The sequence below is a fragment of the Mycobacteroides sp. H001 genome (assembly GCF_001440005.1).
In the GTDB taxonomy this organism is placed as follows: domain Bacteria; phylum Actinomycetota; class Actinomycetes; order Mycobacteriales; family Mycobacteriaceae; genus Mycobacterium; species Mycobacterium gwanakae.
In genome coordinates this window covers 1-26366 of the sequence record NZ_LJYH01000019.1, presented here as the reverse complement: position 1 = coordinate 26366, position 26366 = coordinate 1, and the positions used below count along the sequence as shown (strand labels likewise).

General features: G+C 62.7%; 28 protein-coding genes and 1 pseudogene. 17 read left to right on the top strand and 12 right to left on the bottom strand.

Features of this window, described 5'->3' with window-relative positions:
- Window positions 1-26: 26 nt before the first annotated feature.
- Genes AOT83_RS01375 through AOT83_RS01360 form a run of 4 tightly spaced genes read left to right on the top strand, consistent with a single transcriptional unit; the run spans window position 27 to window position 3942 of the window.
- On the top strand, window positions 27-1097 hold the full coding sequence (locus AOT83_RS01375) for a branched-chain amino acid ABC transporter permease (protein ID WP_030097758.1): 1071 nt from the start codon (window positions 27-29) through the stop codon (window positions 1095-1097).
- Complete coding sequence (locus tag AOT83_RS01370) at window positions 1094-2266, top strand: branched-chain amino acid ABC transporter permease (RefSeq protein ID WP_057965808.1); 1173 nt, start codon at window positions 1094-1096, stop codon at window positions 2264-2266. The genes AOT83_RS01375 and AOT83_RS01370 overlap by 4 nt, the downstream gene beginning before the upstream one ends.
- A complete protein-coding gene (locus AOT83_RS01365; protein ID WP_057965809.1) occupies window positions 2263-3216 on the top strand; it encodes an ABC transporter ATP-binding protein in 954 nt (317 codons plus the stop codon). The genes AOT83_RS01370 and AOT83_RS01365 overlap by 4 nt, the downstream gene beginning before the upstream one ends.
- Window positions 3217-3942, top strand: coding sequence for an ABC transporter ATP-binding protein (locus AOT83_RS01360; protein WP_030097761.1), 726 nt, complete (start codon window positions 3217-3219; stop codon window positions 3940-3942).
- On the opposite strand, the gene AOT83_RS01355 is transcribed toward AOT83_RS01360, so the two are convergent.
- The 4 genes from AOT83_RS01355 to AOT83_RS01340 form a co-directional block, all read right to left on the bottom strand.
- Window positions 3924-4631, bottom strand: a complete 708-nt coding sequence (locus tag AOT83_RS01355) for a TIGR02206 family membrane protein (protein ID WP_057965810.1) — start codon at window positions 4629-4631, stop codon at window positions 3924-3926. The two genes, AOT83_RS01360 and AOT83_RS01355, sit on opposite strands and share 19 nt — an antisense overlap.
- Before the next feature lie 39 nt (window positions 4632-4670).
- Window positions 4671-5876, bottom strand: a complete 1206-nt coding sequence (locus tag AOT83_RS01350) for a lipid-transfer protein (protein WP_030097763.1) — start codon at window positions 5874-5876, stop codon at window positions 4671-4673.
- On the bottom strand, window positions 5873-6313 hold the full coding sequence (locus AOT83_RS01345) for an OB-fold domain-containing protein (RefSeq protein ID WP_030097764.1): 441 nt from the start codon (window positions 6311-6313) through the stop codon (window positions 5873-5875). The genes AOT83_RS01350 and AOT83_RS01345 overlap by 4 nt, the downstream gene beginning before the upstream one ends.
- Before the next feature lie 68 nt (window positions 6314-6381).
- A complete protein-coding gene (locus AOT83_RS01340; RefSeq protein WP_070943099.1) occupies window positions 6382-7092 on the bottom strand; it encodes an SDR family NAD(P)-dependent oxidoreductase in 711 nt (236 codons plus the stop codon).
- A 131-nt stretch (window positions 7093-7223) separates the two neighbouring features.
- Between AOT83_RS01340 and AOT83_RS01335 the strand changes: the two genes are divergently transcribed.
- Both AOT83_RS01335 and polA read left to right on the top strand, forming a co-directional pair.
- Window positions 7224-7631, top strand: coding sequence for a helix-turn-helix domain-containing protein (locus AOT83_RS01335; RefSeq protein WP_198530402.1), 408 nt, complete (start codon window positions 7224-7226; stop codon window positions 7629-7631).
- A 32-nt stretch (window positions 7632-7663) separates the two neighbouring features.
- Window positions 7664-10372: a DNA polymerase I gene (gene polA / locus AOT83_RS01330; RefSeq protein WP_057965812.1), complete on the top strand. Its 2709-nt coding sequence runs from the start codon at window positions 7664-7666 to the stop codon at window positions 10370-10372.
- Here the strand turns inward: polA and AOT83_RS01325 are convergent.
- The 5 genes from AOT83_RS01325 to AOT83_RS01305 all read right to left on the bottom strand — a co-directional run bounded on the left by AOT83_RS01325 (window position 10369) and on the right by AOT83_RS01305 (window position 14229).
- The gene (locus AOT83_RS01325) at window positions 10369-10908 is read right to left on the bottom strand and encodes a hypothetical protein (RefSeq protein WP_109394647.1); all 540 of its coding nucleotides are present in this window, start codon (window positions 10906-10908) and stop codon (window positions 10369-10371) included. The two genes, polA and AOT83_RS01325, sit on opposite strands and share 4 nt — an antisense overlap.
- A 72-nt stretch (window positions 10909-10980) precedes the next feature.
- On the bottom strand, window positions 10981-11940 hold the full coding sequence (locus AOT83_RS01320) for a cytochrome c oxidase assembly protein (protein WP_057965813.1): 960 nt from the start codon (window positions 11938-11940) through the stop codon (window positions 10981-10983).
- A 1-nt stretch (window position 11941) separates the two neighbouring features.
- The gene (locus tag AOT83_RS01315; RefSeq protein WP_057979781.1) at window positions 11942-12571 is read right to left on the bottom strand and encodes a phosphatase PAP2 family protein; all 630 of its coding nucleotides are present in this window, start codon (window positions 12569-12571) and stop codon (window positions 11942-11944) included.
- Between the two features lie 126 nt (window positions 12572-12697).
- Window positions 12698-13666, bottom strand: a complete 969-nt coding sequence (locus tag AOT83_RS01310; protein ID WP_057965815.1) for an NAD-dependent epimerase/dehydratase family protein — start codon at window positions 13664-13666, stop codon at window positions 12698-12700.
- The gene (locus tag AOT83_RS01305) at window positions 13663-14229 is read right to left on the bottom strand and encodes a TetR/AcrR family transcriptional regulator (protein WP_057965816.1); all 567 of its coding nucleotides are present in this window, start codon (window positions 14227-14229) and stop codon (window positions 13663-13665) included. Before AOT83_RS01305 ends, AOT83_RS01310 begins: the two co-directional genes overlap by 4 nt.
- A gap of 250 nt (window positions 14230-14479) precedes the next feature.
- On the opposite strand from AOT83_RS01305, the gene AOT83_RS01300 reads away from it, so the two are divergent.
- The 4 genes from AOT83_RS01300 (at window position 14480) to AOT83_RS01285 (ending at window position 18530) form a co-directional block, all read left to right on the top strand.
- Complete coding sequence (locus tag AOT83_RS01300; protein ID WP_057965827.1) at window positions 14480-16024, top strand: SulP family inorganic anion transporter; 1545 nt, start codon at window positions 14480-14482, stop codon at window positions 16022-16024.
- A 105-nt stretch (window positions 16025-16129) separates the two neighbouring features.
- Window positions 16130-16504, top strand: coding sequence for a MerR family transcriptional regulator (locus tag AOT83_RS01295; RefSeq protein WP_196325720.1), 375 nt, complete (start codon window positions 16130-16132; stop codon window positions 16502-16504).
- Between the two features lie 92 nt (window positions 16505-16596).
- On the top strand, window positions 16597-17058 hold the full coding sequence (locus AOT83_RS01290) for a hypothetical protein (RefSeq protein WP_057965818.1): 462 nt from the start codon (window positions 16597-16599) through the stop codon (window positions 17056-17058).
- A 101-nt stretch (window positions 17059-17159) separates the two neighbouring features.
- Window positions 17160-18530 (top strand): HAMP domain-containing sensor histidine kinase, encoded by a 1371-nt coding sequence (locus AOT83_RS01285; RefSeq protein WP_081343750.1) that lies wholly within the window; start codon window positions 17160-17162, stop codon window positions 18528-18530.
- Here the strand turns inward: AOT83_RS01285 and AOT83_RS01280 are convergent.
- Complete coding sequence (locus AOT83_RS01280; RefSeq protein WP_057965819.1) at window positions 18491-19168, bottom strand: response regulator transcription factor; 678 nt, start codon at window positions 19166-19168, stop codon at window positions 18491-18493. The two genes, AOT83_RS01285 and AOT83_RS01280, sit on opposite strands and share 40 nt — an antisense overlap.
- A 373-nt stretch (window positions 19169-19541) precedes the next feature.
- Window positions 19542-20525: an alpha/beta hydrolase gene (locus AOT83_RS01275; protein WP_232785246.1), complete on the bottom strand. Its 984-nt coding sequence runs from the start codon at window positions 20523-20525 to the stop codon at window positions 19542-19544.
- 200 nt (window positions 20526-20725) lie between these two features.
- Between AOT83_RS01275 and AOT83_RS01270 the strand changes: the two genes are divergently transcribed.
- The 6 genes and pseudogenes from AOT83_RS01270 (at window position 20726) to AOT83_RS01250 (ending at window position 24760) form a co-directional block, all read left to right on the top strand.
- On the top strand, window positions 20726-21364 hold the full coding sequence (locus AOT83_RS01270; protein WP_057965820.1) for a TetR/AcrR family transcriptional regulator: 639 nt from the start codon (window positions 20726-20728) through the stop codon (window positions 21362-21364).
- A gap of 23 nt (window positions 21365-21387) precedes the next feature.
- A pseudogene (locus AOT83_RS26590) lies at window positions 21388-21549 on the top strand (helix-turn-helix domain-containing protein); the annotation flags it as partial.
- A gap of 377 nt (window positions 21550-21926) precedes the next feature.
- A complete protein-coding gene (locus AOT83_RS01265) occupies window positions 21927-22601 on the top strand; it encodes a helix-turn-helix domain-containing protein (RefSeq protein ID WP_030097791.1) in 675 nt (224 codons plus the stop codon).
- Window positions 22602-22694: 93 nt separating this feature from the next.
- Window positions 22695-23237 (top strand): VOC family protein, encoded by a 543-nt coding sequence (locus AOT83_RS01260; protein ID WP_057965821.1) that lies wholly within the window; start codon window positions 22695-22697, stop codon window positions 23235-23237.
- 23 nt (window positions 23238-23260) lie between these two features.
- On the top strand, window positions 23261-23743 hold the full coding sequence (locus tag AOT83_RS01255; RefSeq protein ID WP_057965822.1) for a nitroreductase/quinone reductase family protein: 483 nt from the start codon (window positions 23261-23263) through the stop codon (window positions 23741-23743).
- A gap of 294 nt (window positions 23744-24037) precedes the next feature.
- The gene (locus AOT83_RS01250; protein ID WP_057965823.1) at window positions 24038-24760 is read left to right on the top strand and encodes a hypothetical protein; all 723 of its coding nucleotides are present in this window, start codon (window positions 24038-24040) and stop codon (window positions 24758-24760) included.
- A 64-nt stretch (window positions 24761-24824) separates the two neighbouring features.
- Here the strand turns inward: AOT83_RS01250 and AOT83_RS01245 are convergent, their stop codons facing one another.
- Window positions 24825-25073: a DUF3297 family protein gene (locus tag AOT83_RS01245; protein WP_005058085.1), complete on the bottom strand. Its 249-nt coding sequence runs from the start codon at window positions 25071-25073 to the stop codon at window positions 24825-24827.
- Window positions 25074-25289: 216 nt separating this feature from the next.
- Here AOT83_RS01245 and AOT83_RS01240 point away from each other — a divergent pair, with 216 nt between their 5' ends.
- Complete coding sequence (locus tag AOT83_RS01240) at window positions 25290-25841, top strand: YaeQ family protein (RefSeq protein ID WP_030097795.1); 552 nt, start codon at window positions 25290-25292, stop codon at window positions 25839-25841.
- The last annotated feature ends 525 nt before the right edge of the window (window positions 25842-26366 follow it).

Sequence of the window (26366 nt, the reverse complement as noted above, 5' to 3'; positions counted from 1 at the left end):
TACGAGGGGACTAGGCTCAGCCGCAAATGATTTCGGGGTGGATGGCACAAACAGATGTGCAGGCCAGCACAATTTCATTCGATCTGCACGGACTGTGGAACAGCATCGGTCAGCTGACGATCGACGGTTTGGCGTGGGGCGCCATCTATGCGTTGGTCGCGGTGGGTTACACGCTCGTCTTCGGGGTGCTGCGTCTCATCAACTTCGCGCATTCCGAGGTGTTCATGCTGGGCATGTTCGGGGCGTACTTCGCCCTGGATGTCGTGCTCGGGTTCTCACCCGGCGGCAATGCCTATAACAAGGGCGTCTCGCTCACCGTGCTGTATCTCGGTGTCGCCATGCTCATCGCCATGGCGGTATCGGCCACCACGGCGCTGGGGTTGGAAGCGGTCGCCTACCGCCCGCTGCGTCGTCGCGGCGCACGGCCCTTGACGTTCCTCATCACCGCCATCGGGATGTCTTTCGTCATTCAGGAATTCGTGCATTTCGTGCTGCCGAAGATCCTCAAGGGTTACGGCGGCAGTAACGCGCAGCAGCCAATCCGCCTGGTGACGCCTAGGCCGGTATGGACCTTCGGCCCATTTGATGTGGGCGGCCGCCACATTCCGTTCCAAGCCACCATCACCAATGTCACCCTGGTCGTCGTGGCAGCGGCCCTGGTGCTGGCCTTCATCACCGATGTCGCGATCAACCACACCAAGTTTGGGCGCGGTATTCGGGCGGTCGCACAGGACCCCACGACGGCGACGCTGATGGGCGTCTCTCGCGAACGCATCATCATGACGACCTTCATCATCGGTGGTCTACTGGCCGGGGCCGCCGCGCTGCTGTACACGCTCAAAGTTCCGCAGGGCATCATCTACTCCGGCGGATTCCTGTTGGGCATCAAGGCATTCTCTGCTGCGGTGCTCGGCGGTATCGGCAATCTGCGCGGAGCGCTGCTGGGCGGCCTGCTGCTGGGCGTGATGGAGAACTACGGGCAAGCGGTGTTCGGCACCCAGTGGCGCGATGTGGTGGCCTTCGTCCTGCTGGTGCTCGTGCTCATGTTCCGGCCCACGGGCATTCTCGGTGAGAGCTTAGGGCGGGCGAAAGCATGACCACCGCAGCACGCGCCCTGGCGCCGGGCGACTCGATACGCCGATGGTGGTCCGAGCTGGCCCGTCCGGTCCAGTGGGTGTACGGGCTCATCGGATTCGCGCTCATGGCACTGCTTCCGGTGTGGAAGATTCCGTACCTGAACACTCCCAATACCAGCTTCGGCGGGGTAATGGCACAGTTCGCGATGGTGGCGCTCATCGCGATAGGCCTGAATGTCGTTGTGGGACAAGCCGGATTACTTGACCTGGGGTACGTCGGTTTCTACGCCATCGGTGCGTACACGGTCGCATTGCTGACCAGTCCCGACAGTCCCTGGAATCGCATGGGGACATCGGCCTTCTTCAGCTCGAGCTGGGCATGGTTGTCGTGTCTGCCCATCGCGGTGGCGATCGCCGCCTTCTTCGGTCTGGTGCTGGGCACCCCCACGCTGCGCCTTCGGGGTGATTACCTGGCCATTGTCACGTTGGGATTCGGCGAGATCATCCGCTTGCTCGCCGATAACCTGGAGGTCACCAACGGCCCCCGTGGACTGCACAAGATCGCCTATCCGCACGTGGGGGAGCAGTACGTCCGTGGTGGCGTCTTCTCCAGCGGCAATTCTGGCGGGCACCTGAACTATGGGGTGTGGTGGTACTGGCTGGGACTCTGCCTAATCGCGGTGGTGCTGATACTGATGGGCAATCTGGAGCGCAGCCGGGTCGGCCGCTCGTGGGTGGCCATCCGGGAGGACGAGGACGCCGCCGAGATGATGGGGGTCCCCACGTTCCGGTTCAAGCTGTGGGCCTTCGTGATCGGTGCCAGCATCGGCGGACTGTCCGGCGCCCTCTACGCGGGCCAGGTGCAATACGTGGCATCGCCCACCTTCAACATCATCAACTCGATGCTGTTCCTGTGCGCCGTCGTGCTGGGTGGACAAGGCAACAAGCTCGGCGTGATCTTCGGCGCATTCATCATCGTCTACCTGCCCAATCGCCTTCTCGGCGTGCAGGTGCAGGGGGTAGACCTCGGCAATCTGAAGTACCTGTTCTTCGGGCTGGCGCTGGTTGTCCTGATGATCTTCCGGCCGCAGGGCCTGTTCCCGGCCCACCAGAAACTGATGGCTTACTGGCGCAAGGCAACTGAGCGGATTGGCGCCAAGAAGCCTGAGGAAGCCGAGGCCACGGCATGACCGAGCACGACGAGACCAGGACCGAAGACGCGCAGGACGTCGACGAACTCCGCGACTCCGGGACCGCGATTGATCTCGCTGAGGAGTTCCCGGAAGAGGAAGAGTCCGCCGACGCAGAAGTGCTGCTCGAGGTCAAGGAGCTGACGCTCAAATTCGGTGGCCTGCAAGCCCTCGACGGGGTCAGCTTCGATATTCGGCGTGGGGAAATCCTGGGGCTGGTCGGCCCCAACGGTGCGGGCAAGACGACCTGCTTCAACGCCATCACTGGGGTGTACAAGCCGACATCGGGCAGCATCGTGTTCGACGGGAAGCCGCTGCGCCGGCTTCGGCGCCACCAGATCACCCGGCGCGGGATCGCCCGGACCTTCCAGAACATCCGGCTGTTCGGCGAGATGACCGCCCTGGAGAACGTCGCGGTAGGCACCGACGCCCGGCACAAGACGTCGGTGCTGGGCGCCCTGCTACGGACCCCGCGGCATCGCCGCGAGGAGCACTATGCCGTCGATGTGGGGCTGGGGCTGCTCGACTTCGTCGGCATCGCCGATGTCGCCGACGTCAAGGCCAAGGAGCTGCCGTATGGCAGCCAGCGCAGGCTCGAGATAGCGCGCGCTTTGGCGACCGAACCCAAACTGCTCTGCCTGGACGAGCCCGCCGCCGGATTCACCCCCAGCGAGAAGGAGTCGCTGATCGAGTTGATCCAGCGCATCCGTGACTACGGATACACGGTGTTGCTCATCGAACACGATATGAAGCTGGTCATGGGCGTGACCGACCGCATCGTTGTACTCGAATTCGGCAGGAAGATCGCCGACGGCCTGCCCGCCGAGGTCCGAAACGATCCGGCGGTCATCGAGGCCTACCTAGGAGTGGCCGATGAGGAATTCCACGGACCCGATCCCAGTCCCGGTTGGCTCGGTACGACAGCGCCCGATACCGAAAGCGAGAGGTAGATGCCTCCCGTACAGCTGAAACTCAACAACGTCGGGGTCCACTACGGTCCGATCCAGGCGGTGAGCACGCTGTCCTTTGATGTCCGTGAGGGCGAGCTGGTCACCCTGCTCGGTTCCAACGGCGCCGGTAAATCGACCACGATGCGCGCCATCTCGGGTCTGGTGCCGCTGAGTTCGGGGACGATCTTCTTCGAGGGCCAGGACATCTCGAAGATGAAGGCGCACAAGCGCGTCAAAGCCGGGATCGTCCAGGCCCCCGAGGGGCGGGGGATTTTCCCCGGCATGACCGTCGCCGAGAACCTCGAAATGGGTTGTTACGGGCGAAAATTCAAGTCCCGGGCGGAGCGCCGGGAGCGTCTCGACTGGATCAACGCGTTGTTCCCGCGACTGGCCGAACGTCGGCACCAAGAGGGCGGCACGCTCTCCGGCGGCGAGCAGCAGATGCTCTCCATTGGACGCGCCCTGATGGCCAGGCCGAAGATCCTTCTGCTCGACGAGCCGTCCATGGGTCTGGCGCCTCTGCTGATCACGAAGATCTTCAACATCATCGAGGAGATCAACGCCTCGGGTACGACGGTGGTTCTGGTCGAGCAGAACGCGCAGCAGGCACTGAGCCGTTCGGACCACGCCTACATTCTTGAGACCGGATCGGTCGTGCGATCCGGCGCCGGACGAGAATTACTGCAGGACGACAGTATTCGCTCCGCCTATCTCGGAGTGGTTTGAGGTTCACCGGTTTCAGCCCGCGATCGCTGCCACGGCCAGGTCATCAGCGCCCAGACCGCCAGGACCAGTACGGTCGCAGTGACGACGTACCACGGCCATGGACCCATCAGGTCGAAAAGACTTGCGGTCGAGGGTTTCTGATTGAGAAATCCATAGTTTGACCCGACGGCAGCATTGAAGGCCATGGTGAAGGCAGCCCAGGACAACGTGACCATGGCGGTCATGCGATAGCTGTGCCAGCTGGGGCGCATGCCCCGTCCCCAGGTGAGATAGATGGCCGCCCACACCACGAGCAGATGTATCGACCAGAACGCCAGGAACCCCCGCCCCGGGAAGTCGGGGCCTGTCAGCACGGGGGAGATCAACGCCTGGCTGCTGAGCACCAGGCCCCAGTAGTAGGTCAACGCATACGCCCAAGTGCGCTGGGACCACAGTGTATAGGCGGCGACCGCGGTCGCCAAGTCGGTTAGCCGCAGAGGCAACGAGACCTCGATGCGCGGGGGGATGCATCCGGCGATCAATATGGCGGCATAGATGATCGCGGTCACGGCGCCGAGTACCCGACCCAGAATGCGGGCCGGGGTGTCGGTGAGCCGGCGACCCTGCCACACCAAGAGCGCTGCGCCCAGGACAAATACGGCCAGAATCACCCAGTGCGACGGGCCGTACGCATGGAACTGTCGCACCATCGCTTGAGGTTAACGCCCCGCGATCGCCGGTGGGCGCTGCTAGCGCGCGACAATCACCGACGAGCCGTTGCCGAACAAGCCCTGGTTTGCGGTAATCCCAACCCGGGCACCCTCGACCTGCCGGTCACCGGCCTGCCCGCGCAACTGCCAGGTCAGCTCGCACACCTGCGCGATGGCCTGCGCCGGGATGGCCTCGCCAAAACAGGCCAGACCACCAGAGGCGTTCACCGGGATCCGGCCACCGACCGTGGTGGCGCCGCTGCGCAGCAGCTGCTCACCCTCGCCCTTGGCGCACAGGCCCAGGTGTTCGTACCAGTCCAGTTCCAGGGCCGTCGAGAGGTCGTACACCTCGGCCAGGCTCACGTCCTCGGGGCCGATGCCGGCCTCCGCGTACGCGGCGTCAACGATCTGGTCCTTGAAGACACGATCGGGCGCCGGCACCACTGCGGTGGAATCGGTTGCGATATCGGGGAGTTCGGGAAGATGCTGCGGATACTTGGGGGTGATGGTCGCGACGGCGCGCACCGAGGGCACGCCGTCGACCGAACCGAGATGCTTCTTCACGAAGTCGGCGCTGGCCACAATGAGGGCCGCTGCGCCGTCGCTGGTCGCGCAGATGTCCAGTAGCCGCAGCGGATCCGACACCACCGGGCTGGCGAGCACATCTTCCACCGAGGATTCTTTGCGGAACCGCGCGTTCGGGTTGTTCAGACCGTGTCGGGAGTTTTTGACCTTCACCTGGGCGAAATCCTCTGCAGTCGCGCCGTAGAGGTCCATCCGCCGCCGGGCGAGCATCGCGAAGTACACCGGGTTGGTGGCTCCGATGAGGTGGAAACGCTGCCAGTCCGGGTCGGCCTTGCGTTCGCCGCCTACCGGTGCGAAGAAGCCCTTGGGGGTGGTGTCGGCCCCGATGACCAGCGCCACGTCGCAGAATCCGGCCAAGATCTGAGCGCGCGCGCTCTGCAGCGCCTGTGAACCACTGGCGCAGGCCGCGTAGGTCGAACTGATGGGCACACCGTTCCATCCCAGCTTCTGGGCGAAGGTCGAACCGGCGATGAAGCCCGGGTAGCCGTTCCGGATGGTGTCCGCTCCGGCGACGAATTGAATTTGGCGCCAATCCAGTTCGGCGTCTTGAAGGGCGGTGCGGGCGGCCGCCACGCCGTACTCGGTGAAGTCGCGTCCCCACTTGCCCCATGGGTGCATGCCCGCGCCGAGGATGTAGACGGGATCCGGGGTGCGGCTCATGCGGAAACCTTCTTCCATGCGTAGACCAGCCGCTCGACACCCTCGTCGTCGGTGTACAGCGGCTCCAGGGCGAGTTCCATTGGCTGGCCCACCTTCAGATCGGCAGCGCCGGTACCGGCGACGACCTTGCCCAGCACGATGATGCCCTCGGCCGCCAGCTCGACCGCGGCGATCGCGTACGGCTCGTACGGATCAGAGGGCGGATACGGGGGAGGCGGTGCGTACTGGTTCTCGGTGTAGCTCCAGACCGTGCCGCGCGATGACAGCGGCACCTGATCCAGCACGTCACTGTCACAGGCCGGGTTGGGGCAGTTGTTGGCGCGCGGCGGAAACACAATGGTGGCGCACTGTGTGCACTTGCCGCCAATCAAATGCGGTTGGCCGGATTCGTCGGTATCGAACCAGCCGTCGACGGCGGGGGCTTGATCTGTAGGCACCCGGTCAGATTACCCATGCTCGTGAACGAATTGAAACGTGTGTCAGTTTTGTGTCCCGCACAGCGGGATCAGGGCTGGAAGGCCGAGTCCCGCGGCACGAAATTCTCGAACGTGCTGCGCACCGTTGACATACCCCACAGGTGCTCAGCCAGCGCCGCCGATTCGACCGTCGGAAACCCGTGGGCATCCCCGGGTGTTATCGCCGCCATCTCACTGCCGAGAATGAGAGCCCCGATGGTCAGCAGCCCGACGTACACGCCGTGCGGCGCCATCTCAGAATGTAAGCCCTGCAGGTAGTTTCGTGCCGCGGCGGCAGCCGGACCGGGCCCACTCATCTCCGGCATCGCCCTGGCCCCGGTACCGCCGATGGTGGCCAGGATCGTTCCGCGTTTCCGGTCAATCATCCCCGGCAGCGCGGCGCTCACCGTGCGGATCAGCGGCCGCACGAACAGCGCCCAGTAATGGTCGGCCTCGGCGGCGGTGAGATCGCGCGCCGGGGTGAATGCCACCGGCGACGAGGGGCCGTAGTAAATCGCCTCGATTGGCGGCAATGTGGTGTCGACTGCTGTGAGAAGTTCCTCGACGCGGATGTCATCGGTGAGGTCCACGGAAAACGCGGTCGCGCTCACCCCTCCTCCCGCGAGGTCTGCCACCAAAGTATCGAGTGGTTCGCGTCGGCGGCCGACCACCACAACGTGGAACCCTTCGCGCCCAAACCGCCGCGCCACCGCCGCTCCGGTGCCACTGCCGGCACCCAACACCAGCATTGTTCTGTCCATGACTAACCTCCAGGTCATATCATTTCTTCTGATATGTGCGTAGCACCATCATGGAGATGTTTTAGACCTCTTACAAAAGGCACACACGTGTGCGCCCGCGAACAAGGATGTGCGTGATGACCGAGCTCGACATGACCTCCGTCGGCCCCGCGTTGCCGAGCATCTGTGCCGGGGTAGGACTCGCCGAAGGTGAATTCATTCGGGAGGTTCTCGACCGCGTTGGCGACAAGTGGAGCGTGCTGATCATCGCGACCCTGCACGATGGCCCGCGCCGATACACCGAGCTGCACGAGGCCATTCCGGGCATCTCGCAGCGCATGCTCACCCGCACGTTGATGCTGTTACGCCGCGATGGCCTCGTCACGCGCACCGCGTTCGCCGAGGTGCCACCTCGAGTCGAATACGCGCTGACACCGCTGGGAATCGACCTGCACGGCATCTCCGCCGCGTTGGTGCTCTGGGCACGCACCCATCACGTGCAGATCCGTGGTCACCGAGCTGTGTTCGACGCCGCGCTGGATAAGGCATCGGGGTCATAGGTGCTGTCGCACCCGTTGCTTAGGGTAGGAGGGTGACTGCGCCTGCGACGAAGACCGGAACCAAACAGCCGACCCTCCTGCTGCTCGACGGTAACTCGCTGGCGTTCCGGGCGTTTTATGCACTCCCGGCCGAGAACTTCAAGACGCAGTCCGGGCTGACCACGAACGCGGTCTATGGATTCACCTCGATGTTGATCAACTTGCTGCGCGATGAGGCGCCCACACATGTGGCAGCAGCCTTCGACGTTTCCCGCAAGACGTTCCGCTCGGAGCGGTACCCCGAGTACAAAGCCACCCGCTCGGCCACGCCCGATGAGTTCCGCGGACAGATCGACATCACGAAGGAAGTCCTGCAGGCGCTCGGCATCACCGTGCTCGCCGAGGAGGGCTTCGAGGCAGACGACATCATCGCCACCCTGGCCACACAGGGACAGGCCGAGGGTTTCAAGGTCTATGTGGTCACCGGTGATCGCGACTCGCTGCAGCTGGTCAACGACGACGTGACGGTGCTGTATCCACGCAAGGGCGTCAGCGACCTCACCCGGTTCACGCCGGAGGCGGTGGTCGAGAAGTACGGCCTGACGCCCACCCAGTACCCGGATTTCGCGGCACTGCGGGGCGACCCGAGCGATAACCTGCCCGGGATTCCCGGTGTCGGCGAGAAGACCGCGTCCAAGTGGATCCTCGAGTACGGCTCGTTGCAGGAATTGATCGACAAGGCCGACACCGTGCGCGGCAAGGTCGGCGACTCACTGCGCGCAAACCTGGCCTCGGTGGTCCTGAATCGCGAGCTCACCGATCTGGTTCGGACGGTGCCGCTTCCGTATGTCCCTGCCCAGCTGGCGCTGGCCCCCTGGGATCGTGATCAGATCCACCGGCTCTTCGACGATCTCGAGTTCCGGGTACTGCGTGACAGGCTGTTTGAGACCCTGGAGGCTGTCGAGCCTGAGGTAGACGAGGGATTCCAGCTGGTGGGCCAGGCACTCGAGCCGGGAACTGTCACCGACTGGCTGGCCACCCACACCTCCGATGGTCGCCGTAGCGGACTAGCCATCGTCGGGGCGTACACGCCCTATGACGGCGATGCCACGGCGGTGGCCGTCGCGTCGGCCGACGGCGATGGTGCGTACATCGACACCACCACGGTCACGCCAGAGGACGAAGCAGCTCTCGCGGCGTGGCTGGCCGACGAAGATCGCCCCAAGGCGCTACACGAAGCAAAACAGGCCATGCACGCACTGGCCGGGCGTGGGTGGCAGCTCAACGGTGTCTCCTCCGACACCGCTCTCGCGGCCTACCTGGTGCGCCCGGGGCAGCGCAGCTTTGCCCTCGACGACCTGTCGTTGCGGTATCTGCGCCGCGAGCTGCGTGCCGAAGACGATGGAGAGCAACAGCTCTCACTACTCGATGACGACGGCGCCGGTGATGCCAAGGCTGCTCAGGCCCAGATGTTGCGTGCCCGTGCCGTCATCGACCTCGCCGATGCACTCGACATCGAACTCGAACGTATCGAGTCGTCGGGTCTGCTGGCTGACATGGAGCTGCCGGTCCAGCGGGTGCTTGCGGGATTGGAATCCGTTGGTATCGCCGTCGACATCGACCACCTGACCTCTCTGCAGAACCAGTTCGCCTCCGGTATCCGCGAGGCAGCCGACGCCGCCTACGCGGTGATCGGTAAGCAGATCAACCTGGGCTCTCCAAAACAGCTGCAGGTTGTGTTGTTCGACGAGCTCGGCATGCCCAAGACCAAGAAGACCAAGACCGGCTACACCACCGACGCAGATGCCCTGCAGACACTTTTCGACAAGACCGGACATCCATTCCTGGAGCATCTGCTCACACATCGCGACGTCACCAGGCTGAAGGTCACCGTCGATGGGCTACTGAAATCCGTTGCGGCCGATGGGCGTATCCACACCACCTTCAACCAGACGATCGCAGCGACGGGCCGGTTGTCATCAACCGAGCCGAACCTGCAGAACATCCCGGTGCGCACCGAGGCCGGTCGCGAGATCCGGGACGGATTTGTGGTCGGCGCGGGTTACTCCGAGTTGATGACGGTTGACTACAGCCAGATCGAGATGCGCATCATGGCGCATCTGTCGGCCGATGAGGGCCTGATCGAAGCGTTCAACACCGGCGAGGACCTGCACTCGTTTGTGGCCGCCCGCGCATTCGGGGTGCCGATCGACGAGGTCACCGGCGAGTTGCGCCGGCGGGTCAAGGCGATGTCCTATGGCCTGGCCTACGGATTGTCCGCCTATGGCCTTGCCACCCAGCTCAAGATCTCTAATGACGAGGCCAAAGAGCAGATGGACCAGTACTTTTCGCGATTCGGTGGCGTTCGCGAATACCTGCACGCCGTGGTGGATCAGGCGCGTAAGGACGGATACACCTCGACAGTGCTCGGCCGGCGCCGCTACCTGCCCGACTTGGACAGCGGCGATCGTCTGCGGCGCGAGGCGGCCGAACGTGCCGCTCTCAACGCACCGATCCAGGGGAGCGCCGCCGACATCATCAAGGTCGCGATGATTACCACCGACAAGGCTTTGCGCGACAAAGGCTTACAGTCGCGCATGCTGCTTCAGGTGCACGACGAGCTGCTGTTCGAGGTGGCCGATGGCGAGCGGGAGACGCTGGAAGCATTGGTCCGCGAAACCATGGGTTCGGCATATCCGCTGGATGTGCCACTGGAGGTTTCGGTGGGCTACGGCCGCAGTTGGGATGCCGCGGCCCACTAGTCCGTCAGGCCACGGCTCGCTAACCAGCCGTGCACCGTCATGGTGGTCGTTACTTCGTCGAGGTCCAGCACCACGCGGGTCTGGTCGTTGATCAGCTGCACGGCGCGTTCGCAGACGGCAATCGACTCGCTACGCACAGCGGCATGGATCGCGTCGTTGATGTCCGAAGGCAGATCCGCCGCGTCAGGCGTGAGTCGTGCGGCCGTACGCGCGGCACGGGCGCTGATCTCGCGCAATGTGCTCCCGGCGTGGCGACGGATCGTTTCCACCGTGGTGATGGCGCGGGCCAGCGCGAGGTATTTCTCGCGGGTGTCGGCCTCGGGGGCATCAGGCTGGCCGAGTCGGTTCGTGGCGTCACGAAGCCTGTCAGAGTCGTCGACGGCCTCGAAAGCGAGGTAGAAGCCGGCGACGGCACGACCGATGGGTGTCGAGGTATCGACTGCGGGGGAGGACGGTCGTGGCGGGCGCTGGCGAGGACCGGACCCTGATAACGGCGAGTCGACGGGCGACGGCAGGCCGCACCGTGGGACATCCATCTGTTCATACTGCCCGAAAACTAGACGATGTGTGCAGAAGTTGACGAGGGAAAGATCACTCAGGACGCGATATCAGCGATGCCCGAACCGCTCCCGCAGCTGTGGATCGTTCTCCCACCATAGCGTCGAGGGGCCCTGGTCCTGCGCCGCCGCGTCGCCCAGAACGGCGGTAGCCTGGTCGGCCTGGTCGAGTTCCTCGTCGATCCTGGCTGCCTGCGCTTTGTCGTCGGCCGACAGCGCACGCATGAGCAGCAGGAGAAAAGGAAGCCCAAGGACGTCGCCCAGGATCCAGAGAATCCCGGCACCATAGGTCTGATCGGTTCGCATATCCGGTCCCCAAGAGCGGTGCAACGCCAGGTAATAGGCCGACGCCACGAGTGGACCCTGCCACAGCACCAAACCCAGTATTCCGTCGCCGATCGTCTCGGCCACACTGATCAGCAGTGAGATCAGCTGCGGGTACCTGCGGGGTACCTGGTCCACCTGAAGGCGCGCGTAGAAGTACGCAAACCCTATGAACACCAACACTGTTCTTGTCGCTGCACCGAGCGCGCCTACTGTGAGGGAAGCCGTGTACCAGGGCGTGAGATAGAGCAACCATGGGGTGACCAGCATCGCCAGAGATGTGGTGAGCGGGTGAGTGACCACGCGCGCGGGCATCGACGACACTGCGCTATCGAATCTGTCCAGCATGCGCGGATGCAGCGCGCTGCGCACAACAGTGACCGGCCGACCCAGGGCCAAGAAGAACGGGACGACCATCAGCAGCAAGACAACCTGCAGTGCACGCATCCAGAACAGGGCCTGCGCATAGACACCGATGACGCTCATGCATGCCATCGCCCAGCAGCCGACTCCGACGAAAAAGCAGCTCGCCGAGGCGGCACTGATCGTCACCTGACGGCGCCGCGCACGAGCCAGCGCCCAGCTATAACTCGCGCCGAGCAAGACAGTGCACACGGCCGCGGCCGCATCGAAATGCCATGCACACCAGAGCATCGTCCAGGTGAGTGGCTCGGAGGGTGCAAACATCTCAGGCAATGCCCCGGGGAGCGTGGGCGGTCGCGCTGGCCCGGTGAAGTGCTGCGGCCGCGATGATCACGACAGCTGTCGCCAGCACGACCCCCGCCAAAACATCGACCATCCAATGATCTCCGAGATAGAGACGACTACCGGCCACCGACAGCACCGCAACGATCGTCCCCAACAGCGCCGCATGCCTTCGCCAATCGCGGTACCGGTAGGCGACCACCACGGTCAATATCCCGGCGAGAGCGGTCGTGCCCGTAACGTGCCCGGAGGGAAAGGACCAGCCGCTTTCGGCAACCAGCTGATCATCTCCGGGCGGACGATGCTCTCCAACAGTCCATTTCGCCACCGCAGCAAGGAGGAATGCGGCCCCGACCGCGACGGCGACGGTGGCAGCGGTTCTCGCCGAGCGTGTGAAACGCCAGATCACCAGTGCCGCGATGACTGTCGCGATAGACACCGCCGTCGGGCTACCGAGGTGGGTGACCACGATCGCCACCGCGGTGAGCCAACCATGCCGATGAATCTCCAACCAGCCCAACGTGTGATGATCGACAGCGGTGCCCGAGCCGTAATGGCGCGCCGTCACCGCCAGTGTTGCAAAGACCGCGAACAGCGCTGTTGCGAGAACCACTGCGATCCGTGTGCTCGTTGTTTCGGGGCCTAGATTTTTCACGCTGAAAGCCATCGCGTCCTTCTCGTCGATTCCGGGACCGACGAATGAGGCTAGATCTCACACCTGAGAATCAGCTGGCAGCACTCAGCCGAGTGCCAAAGCGTTCAGCCCCTCGGCGCGTGTTGTCTTTCCAACGTAGCCCAGTTCGCGGCGTGCGGCCGAATCGTCGGTCGTGAATTCGCGTCCAATCAATCGCACCATCGTGCGTGTCAGCGGCGGATCGCCCTTGTCTGAGCGCAACGTCGCGACGGCCTCCAGAACACGTCCGAGGGTGAAGGCCACCCGGTACGGGATGGATCGCAGGCCATCGATCGAAACACCTGACGCCGCTGCATGACCGGCCACGAACTCGTGGAAGGTGACGGATTCACGATCGTTGATGAAGTAGGGACGACCGCCGGTGCCGCGTTCGAGCGCGCACTGGACCGCCTCGACGACGTTATCGACGTGGATCGTGGACACCGGGTATTCGCCGCGCGCGATAAATGCGAATTGTCCGGACTCCACGGCCGAGGGAAGCTGCTTGCTGAACGGACCGCCAGGACCCCAAACACCGGGTGGACGAAGCGCGAGGGTGCGGAACCCGGGCCGGTTCGCAGCGAGCACCGCCGCCTCGCCCTGAGATTTGCTTGCGATATACCCGGAGAAGCTATTCGGGTAGGTGGGCGCCGTCTCATCAACGTTGCGCAGGGGTGTCCCACGATCGTCCATGACCAGCGCAGCGGCACTGATGTAGACAAATGTATTAGCGCCAGCCTTTTGAGCTGATGCCAGAAGTGCCTCGGTCCCAACGACATTCGCCTGGAAGTAGGGGACGCGCGGGCCCGCGAACCGGAAGTGCGCAGCGGCGTGGATCACCGCGTCGACGCTCGGAATCGAGAGTTTCTCGGGGCTTTCCAGATCTCCTTCAACCGGTGTGGCACCGAGTGCGCGCACCGTGTCGATGGACGACGCCGACCGCGCCAGCGCGAACACCTCGTGCCCGTCGCCGACGAGCGTGGGAATCAGGCGCGCACCGAGGAACCCGGAGCCGCCGGTAACAAATATCTTCATGTCTGCTTGTCACTTTCGTTGGGTGCGTAAATGGATTGGATTGCGCGGTCGCGCAGGGCATTGATCACGATCGGATCAGGTTGTCGTTCGGTGTCCAGCAGGTACAGGGATGACGCGGCGTGAGCCGAGGCCCAGATGAGGTCGGCGGCCGCCTGCACATCCATGGCAAGTCGGCGCTTGGCGGCGACGGCTTCAAGACGTTCGATCAGAAGGCCACGTGCCGCATCTGCGGCCGGAATGCTGGCTCCCTGCAGGACGCGGACCAGCATTGCGGCATACAGACGTGGACGTTCGGCGGCGAAGCGGACGTAGTTATCCCATCCCTGCCCAAGCGCTACCAGGGGATCGGGCGAGAAGGTCTCCGCCTTCTTACCCGCGAGGAACTGCGCAAACGCTTCAGTGATCGCGGCGCTGAGCAGGCCGTCCGCATTGCCGAAGTGGTGATAGAGAGTTGGGGCGGTGACGCCGGCCATCGCACACACTGCGCGCGTCGAGAAGCCTGCCTCTCCGCGGTGCTCCAGAACCTCCAAAGCAGAGGCCAATAGCGTTGCCCGTGCGTCCATGATTTTGACTATAGCGCTGCTATAGCTTTATCTATATCAGCGCTATAGTGATCTACGCCACGCGCCCTCGCGACCCGCCTGACAGGGTTGCAACTCTACCCTTCCGTGAGGGTAGAGTTACGGACAATCTGCCGGCTTCAAGATTCCTGAGCTGCCGGCGTTCCGATAGGGGTGCAGTGCCGCATCCGTCGCATCCCACGACTCCCGTCAAGGTGGATGCTGTTGTGCTGCAATATGAATGGAGAACGCTGTGCCGTCTAGACAACCATCTGTCATACCGGGCGTGCGTGAAGCAGATGGCCCGAGCACGTCGGTATGGGCGACGCTGCGGTCCTGGTCGCGGACGCGCACGGAGGTTCTGGCTGGGCTAGTAGTGGCCCTGGCGCTGATCCCTGAGGCGATCTCGTTCTCGGTGATCGCCGGGGTAGATCCACGAGTCGGCTTGTTCGCTTCGTTCACGATGGCGGTGACCATTGCGATAGTTGGCGGGCGCCCGGCGATGATTTCAGCGGCGACCGGGGCAGTTGCTCTCGTGATCGCGCCGGTCGTGCGCGAGTACGGCATGCACTATTTCATCGCCACAGTCATTCTGGCCGGACTGTTCCAGATCCTGCTCAGTGCACTGGGAGTGGCCCGGCTGATGCGGTTCATCCCACGCAGCGTCATGGTCGGCTTCGTCAACGCACTGGCCATCTTGATCTTCATTTCCCAATTGCCGCACTTGATCGGCGTTCCCGCGCTCGTCTATCCATTTGTCGGGGTGGGGCTGCTGATCATGGTGCTTCTACCGAAACTGACCACCGCAGTGCCCGCACCGCTGGTCGCCATTGTGGCCCTGACCGCCGCGGTGATGGTGCTTGCGCTCCACCTGCCCAGCGTCAGCGATGAGGGCACTTTACCGTCCAGTCTGCCAACGCTATTCATTCCGCGTGTGCCGTGGACGATGCACACATTGGGAATCATCGCGCCGTACGCGTTGGCGATGGCCTTGGTTGGACTGCTTGAATCGTTGATGACCGCCAAGCTGGTCGATGACATCACCGATACTCACTCCAACAAGACCCGCGAAGGCTGGGGACAAGGCGTAGCCAACGTGGTCACCGGCTTCTTTGGCGGCATGGGCGGATGCGCCATGATCGGCCAGACCATGATCAACGTAAAAGTCTCCGGTGCACGCACGCGTATCTCAACTTTCCTAGCCGGGGCCTTCCTTCTGGGATTGGTTGTCGGACTGGGGGATATCGTCGGTCGCATACCCATGGCGGCCTTGGTTGCAGTGATGATCATGGTTTCCGTGGGCACCATGGACTGGCACAGCATCAACCCGGCCACGCTGCGTCGCATGCCTCGCAGCGAAACCCTAGTCATGGCAGCCACTGTGATCGTGACAGTGATCAGCCACAACCTGGCCTATGGCGTCATCATCGGGGTGCTCACTGCCATGGTTCTGTTCGCCCGCCGCGTCGCGCATCTGGTCACTGTCCATAGAACCGAACAGCCCCAACAACACTCAGACACGGGCAGCCGCACGGCGATCTATCGGGTCACCGGAGAACTGTTCTTCGCATCCAGTAATGACCTGGTGTACCAGTTCGACTACGCCGGCGACCCCGACCGCATCACCATCGACATGACCGACTCCCACATCTGGGACGCTTCTACCGTCGCCTCACTGGACGCGATTACCACCAAGTACCAAGCAAGAGGCAAGCAGGTCGAAATCGTGGGCCTGAACCGAGACTCAGCCGTCCGCCACGACCGGCTCACCGGACGATTCGGTGCCAGTCACCAATAGGCCCGCAACGGCTCCGCGGGCCTGACTACAGTTGGCAGCACACAAACGTGCAGTTGCAGAAGGGCACAGGTGCACTGACCGGTGACGGAAATAGACAACGCGAACATGCAGATCGGGCAAGTCGCTGCCCGCACCGAACTGTCGATTCGCACAATCCGCCACTATGACGAGGTCGGCCTGGTAACCCCGTCGGCGCGCAGTACAGGAGGCTTCCGCCTCTACACCGAAGCCGACATCGAGCGCCTCCTGGTCATCCGTCGAATGAAACCCCTCGACTTCACCCTTAACGAGATGAAAGAGCTGCTCGAAGCCATCGACACCTTCAACGAGCCCGCCGCGACCATCGCTCAAAAGACTGCAGCCACCGACTACTTGCAGCGGTGTCAAGCCCGGACCCGGGACAGCATCGACAAGCTCCGCAAACACCTGGCGTACGCCGAAGAACTCGATCAGGTTCTCACCACTCGTACCAAACAGTGAGGTAATCATGGTGGGCTCAGGTGTGAATAAGGCAGTGTGGCGGGGGCCTTGTTCTCAGCGAAGTCTCAGCGCCTGACGGGCATTGTCGAGCCATGTCGAACATTGATGACACCAACAAGTCTCCCGAACCTGCAGAGGACGCCGACGTACAGACCGCTGAACCGAGCCCAGAAACCAGCCAGAGGCGGAAAAGTTCCAGCCTGTCGGTGTTCACCCGGGTAGCAGCAATTGCAGGTGCAGCGGCTGCTGTGGTCGCGGTGCTGGGGCTGACATTCGGTGCCGGGGTTTGGGCGGGTAGCCAGTTTGGTGACGAGTATGGCCGGGATGGTCGCGGGCACAGCGAGTCCCGGTCACATAACCATGAAGCCGACGAAGATGACGGCGACATCGATCAGCGCTGGGCCCGCGATGGCGCCGAGAGCCAACGTCCCGGCGATGATGAAGGTAAGTCAAGCGATGGCCAACAGGTACGTCGGGGTGGTGATCGTGTGCAGGCGCCCGCGTCCTCCTCAGCTACGCCTGTTCCTGCGCCGACGGCTTCTGGGCGGTCGTAGGCCTGAGATGATTGCGGTATGTGCTCGCCTGCCACGACAGGGCATCCACCGTTGGTGATGCGCCTGTGGGGTCGACGGTGAAGAGTCGCATACGGGTTCGTTTGCGGCGATGGTGTGGCGGGATTGCGACCCGCTCGGCGCTGGTGGCCGCCGCCGTAGTCCTGGCCAGTTTGATGATTGTGGGATCGGTATCGGTGGTGCTGCTGTATCGCTCGTTGTGCGCCGATGTCGATGATGCGGCCAATGCCCGTGCGGTGGCGGTGGCTGAGTGGCTAAGTAGGGAACCACCCGATGAACTGGAGCCGGTGTTGTTGGCCACCGATCAGCGGATCGTGGAAGTCCAGATCGTCGACGCGAGCGGTCAGACAGTGAGACGTTCAGATTCGGCGCCGAAGGTTCCGTTGATCCCTGTGCACAACAATACTTTTCAGGGAACTCAAGTGGGTGTTCCTGCCACTGCCGATGACGATATTCGCGTGGCTTCGGTCGCAGTAGATGGCAGTAAAGGCCGGTACACGGTATTGGTGGGCGGCGGTATCGAGCCGATCGAGTCGATGACCTCGACGGTGGCCACCATGCTGTCGGTCACCGCACCGGTAGTGGCGTTGGTGGCCGCGGTAGTGACGTACCTATTGGTGCGGCGCTCCTTGCGATCTGTGGATGCAATCCGTTCCCGGGTCACCCAGATCAGTACCTCTGATCTGGGTGAACGGGTGCCGGTGCCCGATCGTGCCGATGAAATTTCGGCGCTGGCAGTCACCATGAACGAGATGCTCAGCCGGATCGAGGCCGGGCACACCGCGCAGCGCCGGTTCGTCGGCGACGCCTCCCATGAGTTGAGAAGCCCGTTGGCGACGGTGATTTCGGCGTTAGAGATTGCGCAAACTCATCCCGAGGTGTTCGACAGAACGCTGGTGCAGACGGCGTTGTTGCCCGAAGCGCACAGGATGCAGTCCCTTGTGGAGGATCTCCTGCTTTTGGCGCGGGCCGATGAGCATGGTCCGCCGATGCGCCGCACCGAGATCGACTTGGACGATCTGGCCTGCGCCGAGGTGGCGCGTCTGAAACGCGAAACTCCACTGCAGATTTCGGCGAAGCTGGATGCGGTCAAGGTGACCGGCGATGCGCTCGGGTTGGCTCGGGTGCTGCGCAATCTCGCCGACAACGCGGCCCGGCATGCCGCCACGGAGGTATCCATCACGGTGTACGCCGATGTGGACAGCGCATTTCTGCAGGTGTTCGATGATGGCCCGGGCATTCCGGTCGCCGAGCGTGCCCGGGTTTTTGAACGGTTCGTCCGCTTGGATGCCGATCGTTCACGCCAGGCGGGCGGCAGCGGGCTGGGCTTGGCGATCGTTGCCGAAATCGTTGCCGCCCACGATGGCGCCGTGGCCATTGGAGACCGCGCCGGTGTGGGGACGATTGTGACGGTTCAGTTGCCGCTGGCGTACTCGCCCGAATCGAGCCGATAGCCCACGCCTCGGACAGTGATGATCACGTGTGTGCCGATCTTGCGGCGCAGATAGCCCACATACACCTCGACCACGTTGTCCGGACCGTCGTAGTGACTGTCCCAAACATTCTGCAGAATCTCGGTTTTCGTGACCGCGGTGTCCTTATTGCGCAGCAGGTACTCGAGCAAGCCGTACTCGCGCGGTGTCAACGGCACTGTCGCGCCGGCGCGTTCGACGACCTTGCGTGATGGATCGAGCGAGATCTCGCCGGCGCTGAGCACCACCGGGCGTTTTGGGGCGCCGCGCCGCACCAGTGCGCGCAGGCGCGCGGTCAGCACGATGAACGAGAAGGGTTTGGTCAGATAGTCGTCGGCCCCGAGATCGAAGGCGTCAGTCTGGTCGTAGTCGCCGTCCTTGGCGGTGAGCATCAGCACCGGCGTCCACACTTGTGCGGCACGCAGCTTGCGCAGGACCTCGTAGCCACTCAGGCCCGGCAGCATGATGTCCAGCACGATAACGTCGAACGGTTCGTTGGTGGCCTGCCACAGCCCGTCAACCCCGTCGCCAACCGTGACCACAACGAATCCTTCGGCACGTAGTCCGGCCGTAACCGTCTCCGCGAGCAGTGGTTCATCTTCTACGAGCAGAACCCGCACTGTGCATCCTTCTCCCGAGCTACGTTAAGCCGCCGTCAGTCTTACAGGCCCGGATGTGTGGCGCTCGGGACCGGCGCGGGCTCGCTCACCGACATCGTGCGTTCGTGCGCCCGCTCCTGAGCTTCGGCTATAGTCGTCAAATATACTGCGCCCGAGCGGTTTTAGATGTTGATGCAGAGCGTGCTTGATGGATAGCCGACACGGCGTCGCCGTATGTACACGCCGAGCGGCGCGGGCATATGTGGGGACGTGAAGGTTGGCAGCCGGGGTGAGATCGAGAGTCGGCGCGGGAGGCGCACGTCGCAAAAGGTGCAGGTGGCGCCGCCCTTCACATCGGCCCTGCGTATATCGAACGCCGATAAGACACATTATGTCAGATAATTGCTTCGTTTTTATCTGATGAATCAGGTGTCACGCTGCTCTGCTCTGTGAGGAAATCGTCGATGAGTGCGGTGATCTCTTCGGGGCTTTCGATCATGGGCAGGTGGCCGCGTCCGGGTAAGTAAACTTCGCGTTCTGGACGCAAGGTGCGGTTGAGTTCGCGTCCGGCCTTCGCGGACAGCACGAGGTTGGATTCTCCCCACACCACCATCCGCCGGGGAAAGTCCGGTCCGGGTTCGAGGCGATCGACTTGGCCGAGTTGCACGGGGTCGGAAAGGATCTCCAGCGTTGCGGTAGTTCGCCCTCGGGTGTTCAAAGTGGCCTCGATCGCCGCCGCGCCGGGCAGTCTGTGCACCATGCCTCGCCGCCAACCGCGTGGACCGTACTGCAAGGCGACCGCGATCCGGCCGAAAATTTTGGGCAGCCAGAACAACCGGGACGCCGCGATGATGACCCGAGAAAACTGTGTGAGCACTCGCGACGGGCCACCGAACAGCACGCTCCTGCGGAGAGTTTGAGCGCTGGCGGGGTTGATGAGGAACAGCCTGTCGAACTTCTCTGGCCTGCGGTCTGCGAGAAGCAACATCATGGCGCTGCCCATGCAGTTGCCCACCACGGAGATTTTCTCGACATCGAGGTGGTCGATGAATGCCGACAGCATCGTCGCGTACTTCTCCACCGAATAGGGCGTGGCCGGGATATCGGACTCGCCCAAGCCGATATGGTCCAGACAGATCACCTCGAATTTGTGCCGTAGCGCTTCGGCCTGCAACACCCAAGCTTCTTTCGTCGAGCCCATGTTGGAGAAAAACAGCACTGGGCTGCCTGAACCTTGCCGCGTGTAAGCCAGCCGATCGCCCTCGAACGCGAAGTACGAAGTCGAAACAGTCATCCCGGCGCCGGCAGCGGCGGGAACAGCTGACCACCCTGGTCCCCCATCGCATTCGCGATCAGTGCACGGCGAGGCATCGGTCACGGTCAACTCCTCATCATCAGCAAGTGGGATGTTCATAGTCGTTAGGGAATCATGATTCCGAAACGGGGTCAAGTATCCCTTTGACTTCCAAACGAGCGCTGAGCTGGCCGTGGCTGTCCAGTCGGCGCGACGCTCGCGGCGGCGGCATCGAACGGAAAACGGAATCGCATGTCCCAAGATGAATCACATACGATTCACACGTGAATCAGCCCTCCTACGCTGAACGCCGAAAGCAGGCCTTGCGTGAAGAGATCATCGCGGCAGCCATCGATGTTTTCACCGAGTCCGGCTACCACGACGCAGGAGTCGCAGATATTGCCGGCCGCGTCGGCATCGGGAGTTCGACGTTTTATCGGCACTTCGACAGTAAACGCGCAATTCTGGAAGAAGTGGTCAATACCATCATCAGACGCGCAGCCGACGCGTTCGACGAACTCGACTCGAAACTCGTCCTCAACACTGTCCAGGACTACACCCAATACATTTATCAACAAGGCGAATTACTGCAAGAAGCTTTCGGCAATCTGCGCCTTATGCGCTTAATTCTGATCGAGGCGCCTAATATCGATTTGGAGTTCAATAACCGTATCGCGAGCATATTCGAAATCGCAATCGCCCGATCGGTTAAATATATCGAGCAAGGACTGCGAGCTGGTTACCTGCGGGCAGACCTGGACGCCATCGGCACTTCTCGTGCAGCCGTCGGAATGATCTTCGGATTAACCCTTCTAAACGCTAACCTCAACCCTGATCACAACGAACGCATGCGTACCGTACGTGCATCCGTTCGCATGCTACTCAACGGTGTCCTTGCCGAATCGCCGCCCACCACAACCTGAAAAGGCCAGCGTGAAGATCGAGGGTGCTCGGCCTCAGCGAATCGACCGTAAGCCACCATATGAATCAACTGCGCAAATCAGGGCTCGTCGAGTCAGATCGCCGTGGCATGAACGTCTTTCACCGACCACGCCCTAATGCCCTCACCGCGCTCTCCGCAGCCCTAGATCCCGCGTGCTGCCGGTAACTCGCTGCTGGAAGTCCCAGAATCGGACGCAGGTTGCCCACTTCACGGCCTAGCCGGCGCTGCGGTGCTTATCCAGATCAGCGCGGGCCTGTTCGGCAGTGATAATTCCCCGCATGAGGACAGCCGCTCCGGGTTGAGGCGCCCATACCATAGACGCAAAGCCAACTCCTGCGGAGTAAAACCCGCTGCAGCCAACGAAACGACTTCTCTGGGAAGCAGGTTGCGGCGAGAAAACGCGAATCCACTCTGCGATCGCGTCGTCATCCAACAGGCAAACAGGCCGCCGTCACCGGCGAGAAGAGCGGCGAGGTGCTCACCTGACGGCTCGGTGGGCGGGGCCTACGCGGAGGGGGAAGCCGACCAGTATGTTTCCTCGGATGTGGGAGGAACGGGCGGGCCGGTCACCGCGGGTACGCACAGTCTGGCGCGCGACTGTGGAGAGTCCCGAACGCTATTCGGTGATCGGATCCGAGTACTGGGGTTTGTCGTTCATCCGTCGCCGAGACGGAGAGTTGGCCGCCGAGCTGGATGGTCCGAGCCTGCGTAATCGGATCGTCGACGGGCATGTGGGCGAGCGGTACTGGGGCGTCGAACTCGCCGCCTACGTCGCAATCCCAGGCGTGCCTAAGCAGGCGATCCTCGGCGAGACGGTGACCTTGCCGGTATCGGGCGGCCACGTCCTCCTTGGGGACCACCGATGGCCGGTGCCAGCGTGGCCCGATCTGGAAGACTGGGTCGATCACCTGGCTGAGAACCGCGGGCTACTGGTCGACGAGGAGGTCCGCAAGGCGTTGAGCGGGCATCGGATCGGCGCCTCGGAACGAACTTGGCAACGCCGCTACCGTCGCACGGTCGGGCTGACCGCTCAGCAGATCGATCAACTTCACCGCGCACAGCACGGCTACTTCCTGTTGCAGACCGGGCACTCGCCTGCGGAAGCGGCGGCCGGGGCCGGATTCGCCGATCAGCCGCATCTGACGCGCTCACTGCGGTTGATTCGCGGTCAGACCCCGGCCGCCATCATTGCCGCCCAAAGGCGTCGGCAGCACTGACGCGACTGCCGACGACACCGCGACGGTGTCGGCACCGGAGAGTTGTCGTTTTGGTTCAAGAATTCGCCTTCGGTCTCGCGATCGAATAGTCCCATGACTGCTTTCCCCGCCGCACCGGCCGGCTTCTCAACGATCAACCCGTTCATCGTCACGCGTGACGCCGAGGGCCTGATCCGTTTCCTGAACGATGTCTTCGACGGCGTCGAGCATCCCGATGCCCGCACCGTCGACGATGACGGTCTCCTCCTGCATGCCGAGCTCCAGATCGGTGGCAGCACTGTGATGTTCGCCGAACGGAAGTCCGGCTGGCCATTCACCCCGGCACTGCTGCAAGTCTATGTCGACAATGTCGAGGTCGTGCTGGAGCGGGCGGCCGCTGGCGGTGCCGAGATCGTCACCCGTCCAACCGAGTTCTTCGGTGATGTCTTCTCCCGTTTCCTCGACCCCTGGCACAACCTGTGGTGGGTCTACAAAAGCGGGACCGCCCTGGACAACGACTGGGACGAGAGCTCGACCGGCACTGACTGGTCCGACACCACTGACGATTCGACGGCGTGGGAGCCGACTCCCGAACTCACCTACATCCACGACACACTGCTTGAGGCACTCGGCAAAGTCCGCGACCCCCAGCAGTGATCGACGTGCGGAGGTTTCGAAGCATGGCGAACCAAGACATCAGCTACGGCGACGCCGATGCCCCGTGGAATCAGGAAACCGGTCAAGATCCATCGAACTGGAACGACGACGTGGTTGCCGAGTTCCGGGCGAACGCGGGCCGGGTCGGCGGTGACTACGCCGGATACCCGCTGATCCTGTTGACTACGACTGGTGCCCGCAGCGGTCAGCTCCGATTAGTGCCTCTGGCGCCCAACTATCGCGGCGATACGCTCTACCTCAGCTCGTTCCGGGAAGATCGGGATCCGGACTGGTTCCACAACATCCGGGCGAACCCGGCCGTCACTGTCGAGATCGGGAACGAGACGTGTCAAGGAACGGCGACGACGCTGGCCGGTGCCGAGTACGACGAGTTCGCCGATTGGGTGCGGCGAAACAACCAACTGCTGACCGAGTTCCAGGCGACCATCGGCAGGCCGGTGCCACTGGTGACGGTCCGCTTCGCGCAACGCCGATCTACGGTATGAGAAGCAGCCATCGCAAAGCCGTCCGGCGCCTCTCCCCCCGCCCCATCTGGCGCAAGCGCTGCTGCGCGGCGGGAGGAATACGACGCAACCGAATATGGCGGGTTACCAGTAATGTCCTGGTTATTGCAGCGCGTGCACGATCTGCACTGCCCTTTGCTGGTGGCGGACGGGACCTGTAACGCAATGCTTTTCGCCGTAGCGCCGGATCGGTAAGCATCGTGTCGACACAGGTTGCCCCTTCAACTGGATCCCGGTGTCCGCAAAGACGGTCAAGGAGTGATTAGGGTGGCGAGCATGACTGTGCACGACCGGCTCGACGAGCTTTCTCAGCGGATCACCGCGCTGACAGGGCAAACCATCAGCCGCGACCAGGTGATGGCATTGACCGACCAGGCCTTCAAACAGCAGATCGATCTCGATGATGATAGCCAGCTGCGCACGCTGGCAGCAGAACTCGCTGTACCGCTGGCTGCCGGTGGACCCGCAGAATCGGAGAACGCTGCCTCGACCTTGCCGGCACCCACGCCTCCAGCTGCGGCGTCCGGGAACCGCCGGATGCGATGGGCGGTAGTCACAGCTGTCGCAGTATTAGTGATCGCGGTGGGCACCACCGCCTACTTCGTGATCCGACGCGCCTCGAACCACTGCGCCACTACGGTCGCCGCCGCCACGGAGGTTGCCCACCTGAGCTTCGAGTTCACCGGTCTCGCAGACCAGAACCTGCCCGCACTCAAGGAGCGCCTATCCCCTGAGGTTTACACACAGTCCGAACAGGCATTCCGCTCCGTCAACACGATTCCGGGCGCAGATCGATACGTCTCGCATATCGCCGAGCTGACCAGCAAGCAGGTCGAGTGTTCCGGTACCAACGCCCGCGTTGAGTCACAGATCGCCTGGTCGGTAACGACACCGAGAAACCCTGCACCGAAGACCGCGCACGGGACCTGGGCCACCACTCTCGAGTACCAGAAGAACCGGTGGATCGTCACCAAGGTTGAGTACGCGTCTAAGCACTGATGTGGGTCGGTCCTAAGCGATTTCGCCGCCGGTAGGCCATTCTGCCCGTGTCCAGGATTTTTGCTCAGCGGAAGAAAGGTTCAACCGTGCCACTGAGCTTGACAACCATCGGATTTCCGCGGCGATCCTTCGCGGTGGGGACTTCAACACGCACCCAACCCTCGGCCACGTTGTATTCGTGAACATTGGTTTTCTCGACGCCATTAAAGCGAATACCCACGTCGCGGCGAAGCACCTCTTCGCTATAAAAGGCGCTACGCGGATCGATGGAAAGGTGATTCGGCGGAACGTCTGTGTTCTGATCCTCGGACATGATGGCCTTCGTTGAATGCTGCGTTAGGTGCTCGGATTGTTCTCAAAGAATCTACGTGACCCTGCAGTAGTGGGTTGCGCGCAGGTCTAGGAGGGCCGCTCTCCCCTGCCGCTTCTGATGATCCGCACATTCGCGAACGGACGTCTGGCTCGGCGGGTCTGACCACTGAATGCGGCCCGACTGCTCGGTGGGCACCACTTGGGTGGACACTATGACGTGGCCCTTTCTGCAACAGTCTTCAAAGTCGAACTTGGCGTCTCCGATATCGATCACGGTTACTACGCCGATCACGCGCTGACGGTGGCCCGTCATCCCAGTGAGACCGATGAGCGGATGGTGGTGCGGTTGTTGGCTTTTGGGCTTCGTGCACACAGACTCAGCGACGTCGACGGGGAGTTAGCGTTCGGGCCAGGCCTGTCCACTCCTGGTGTGCCGGACTTGCGGCTCGTCGACTACACCGGCCGGATCCTGGAATGGATCAACGTCGGCCAGCCCGATGAACGCGCATTGGGCAAAGCGGCCAGCCAGGCCGATCGGGTGCTGCTCTTCCCATTCGCCGCCGGCGTGACCACCTGGTGGCGCACCGTCGGTCCCAAAGTGGCGGGGCTGTCGAACCTGTCGGTAGTGCAGATACCGCATGCAGCCGTGCAGCAACTGGCCCAGACTGTCGATCGACGGGTTTCGGCGCAGGTGATGGTGATCGAAGGTCAGGTGACGATGACCGTAAGCGGGGTCGACGTCACCTTCACGCCCGAGCCATTGGAGTGAACGTCTCAGCCCGAGGTGCTAGTCGATGGCGTCCGTATCACGGATGCTGATGTCATCATCGCCACCGCGGCGCTCGTGGCCGCCGCTTCCGGCAATGCCGGTGACCATGGCCCGGTAGGCGCGGGCACCAACACATAGATGGCCCCGAAAGATTGGTATCTGAGGCAGCGAACAAGACGCGCATGGCGAAATGGACTGCCAGGTTGACGATTACCCCGCCCCCCCGCAGCAGCGCTCCCGGTCATGCCGCCGAAGACTGCTAGTTGTTGCACAGCCTTTCTACTTCCATCCAGAAGGCGTGCCTAACTGTCGTTCGCCTCGATACGTAGTCGTAGTGCATGGTTGGCGTCTTGGAGATCCAGGATACGGCCAATGCCGGCGATGTTAACCCCGGCAGCGACCAGGATGACGATGCGTTCGATACGCGCTAGGGCGTGTCTGACAAATGTTTCGGGTGTTTCGGCTGAGACTTAGGCCATGTCACGGTTCCAGCTGCTCACCGATGCTCAATGGTCGTTGATTGAA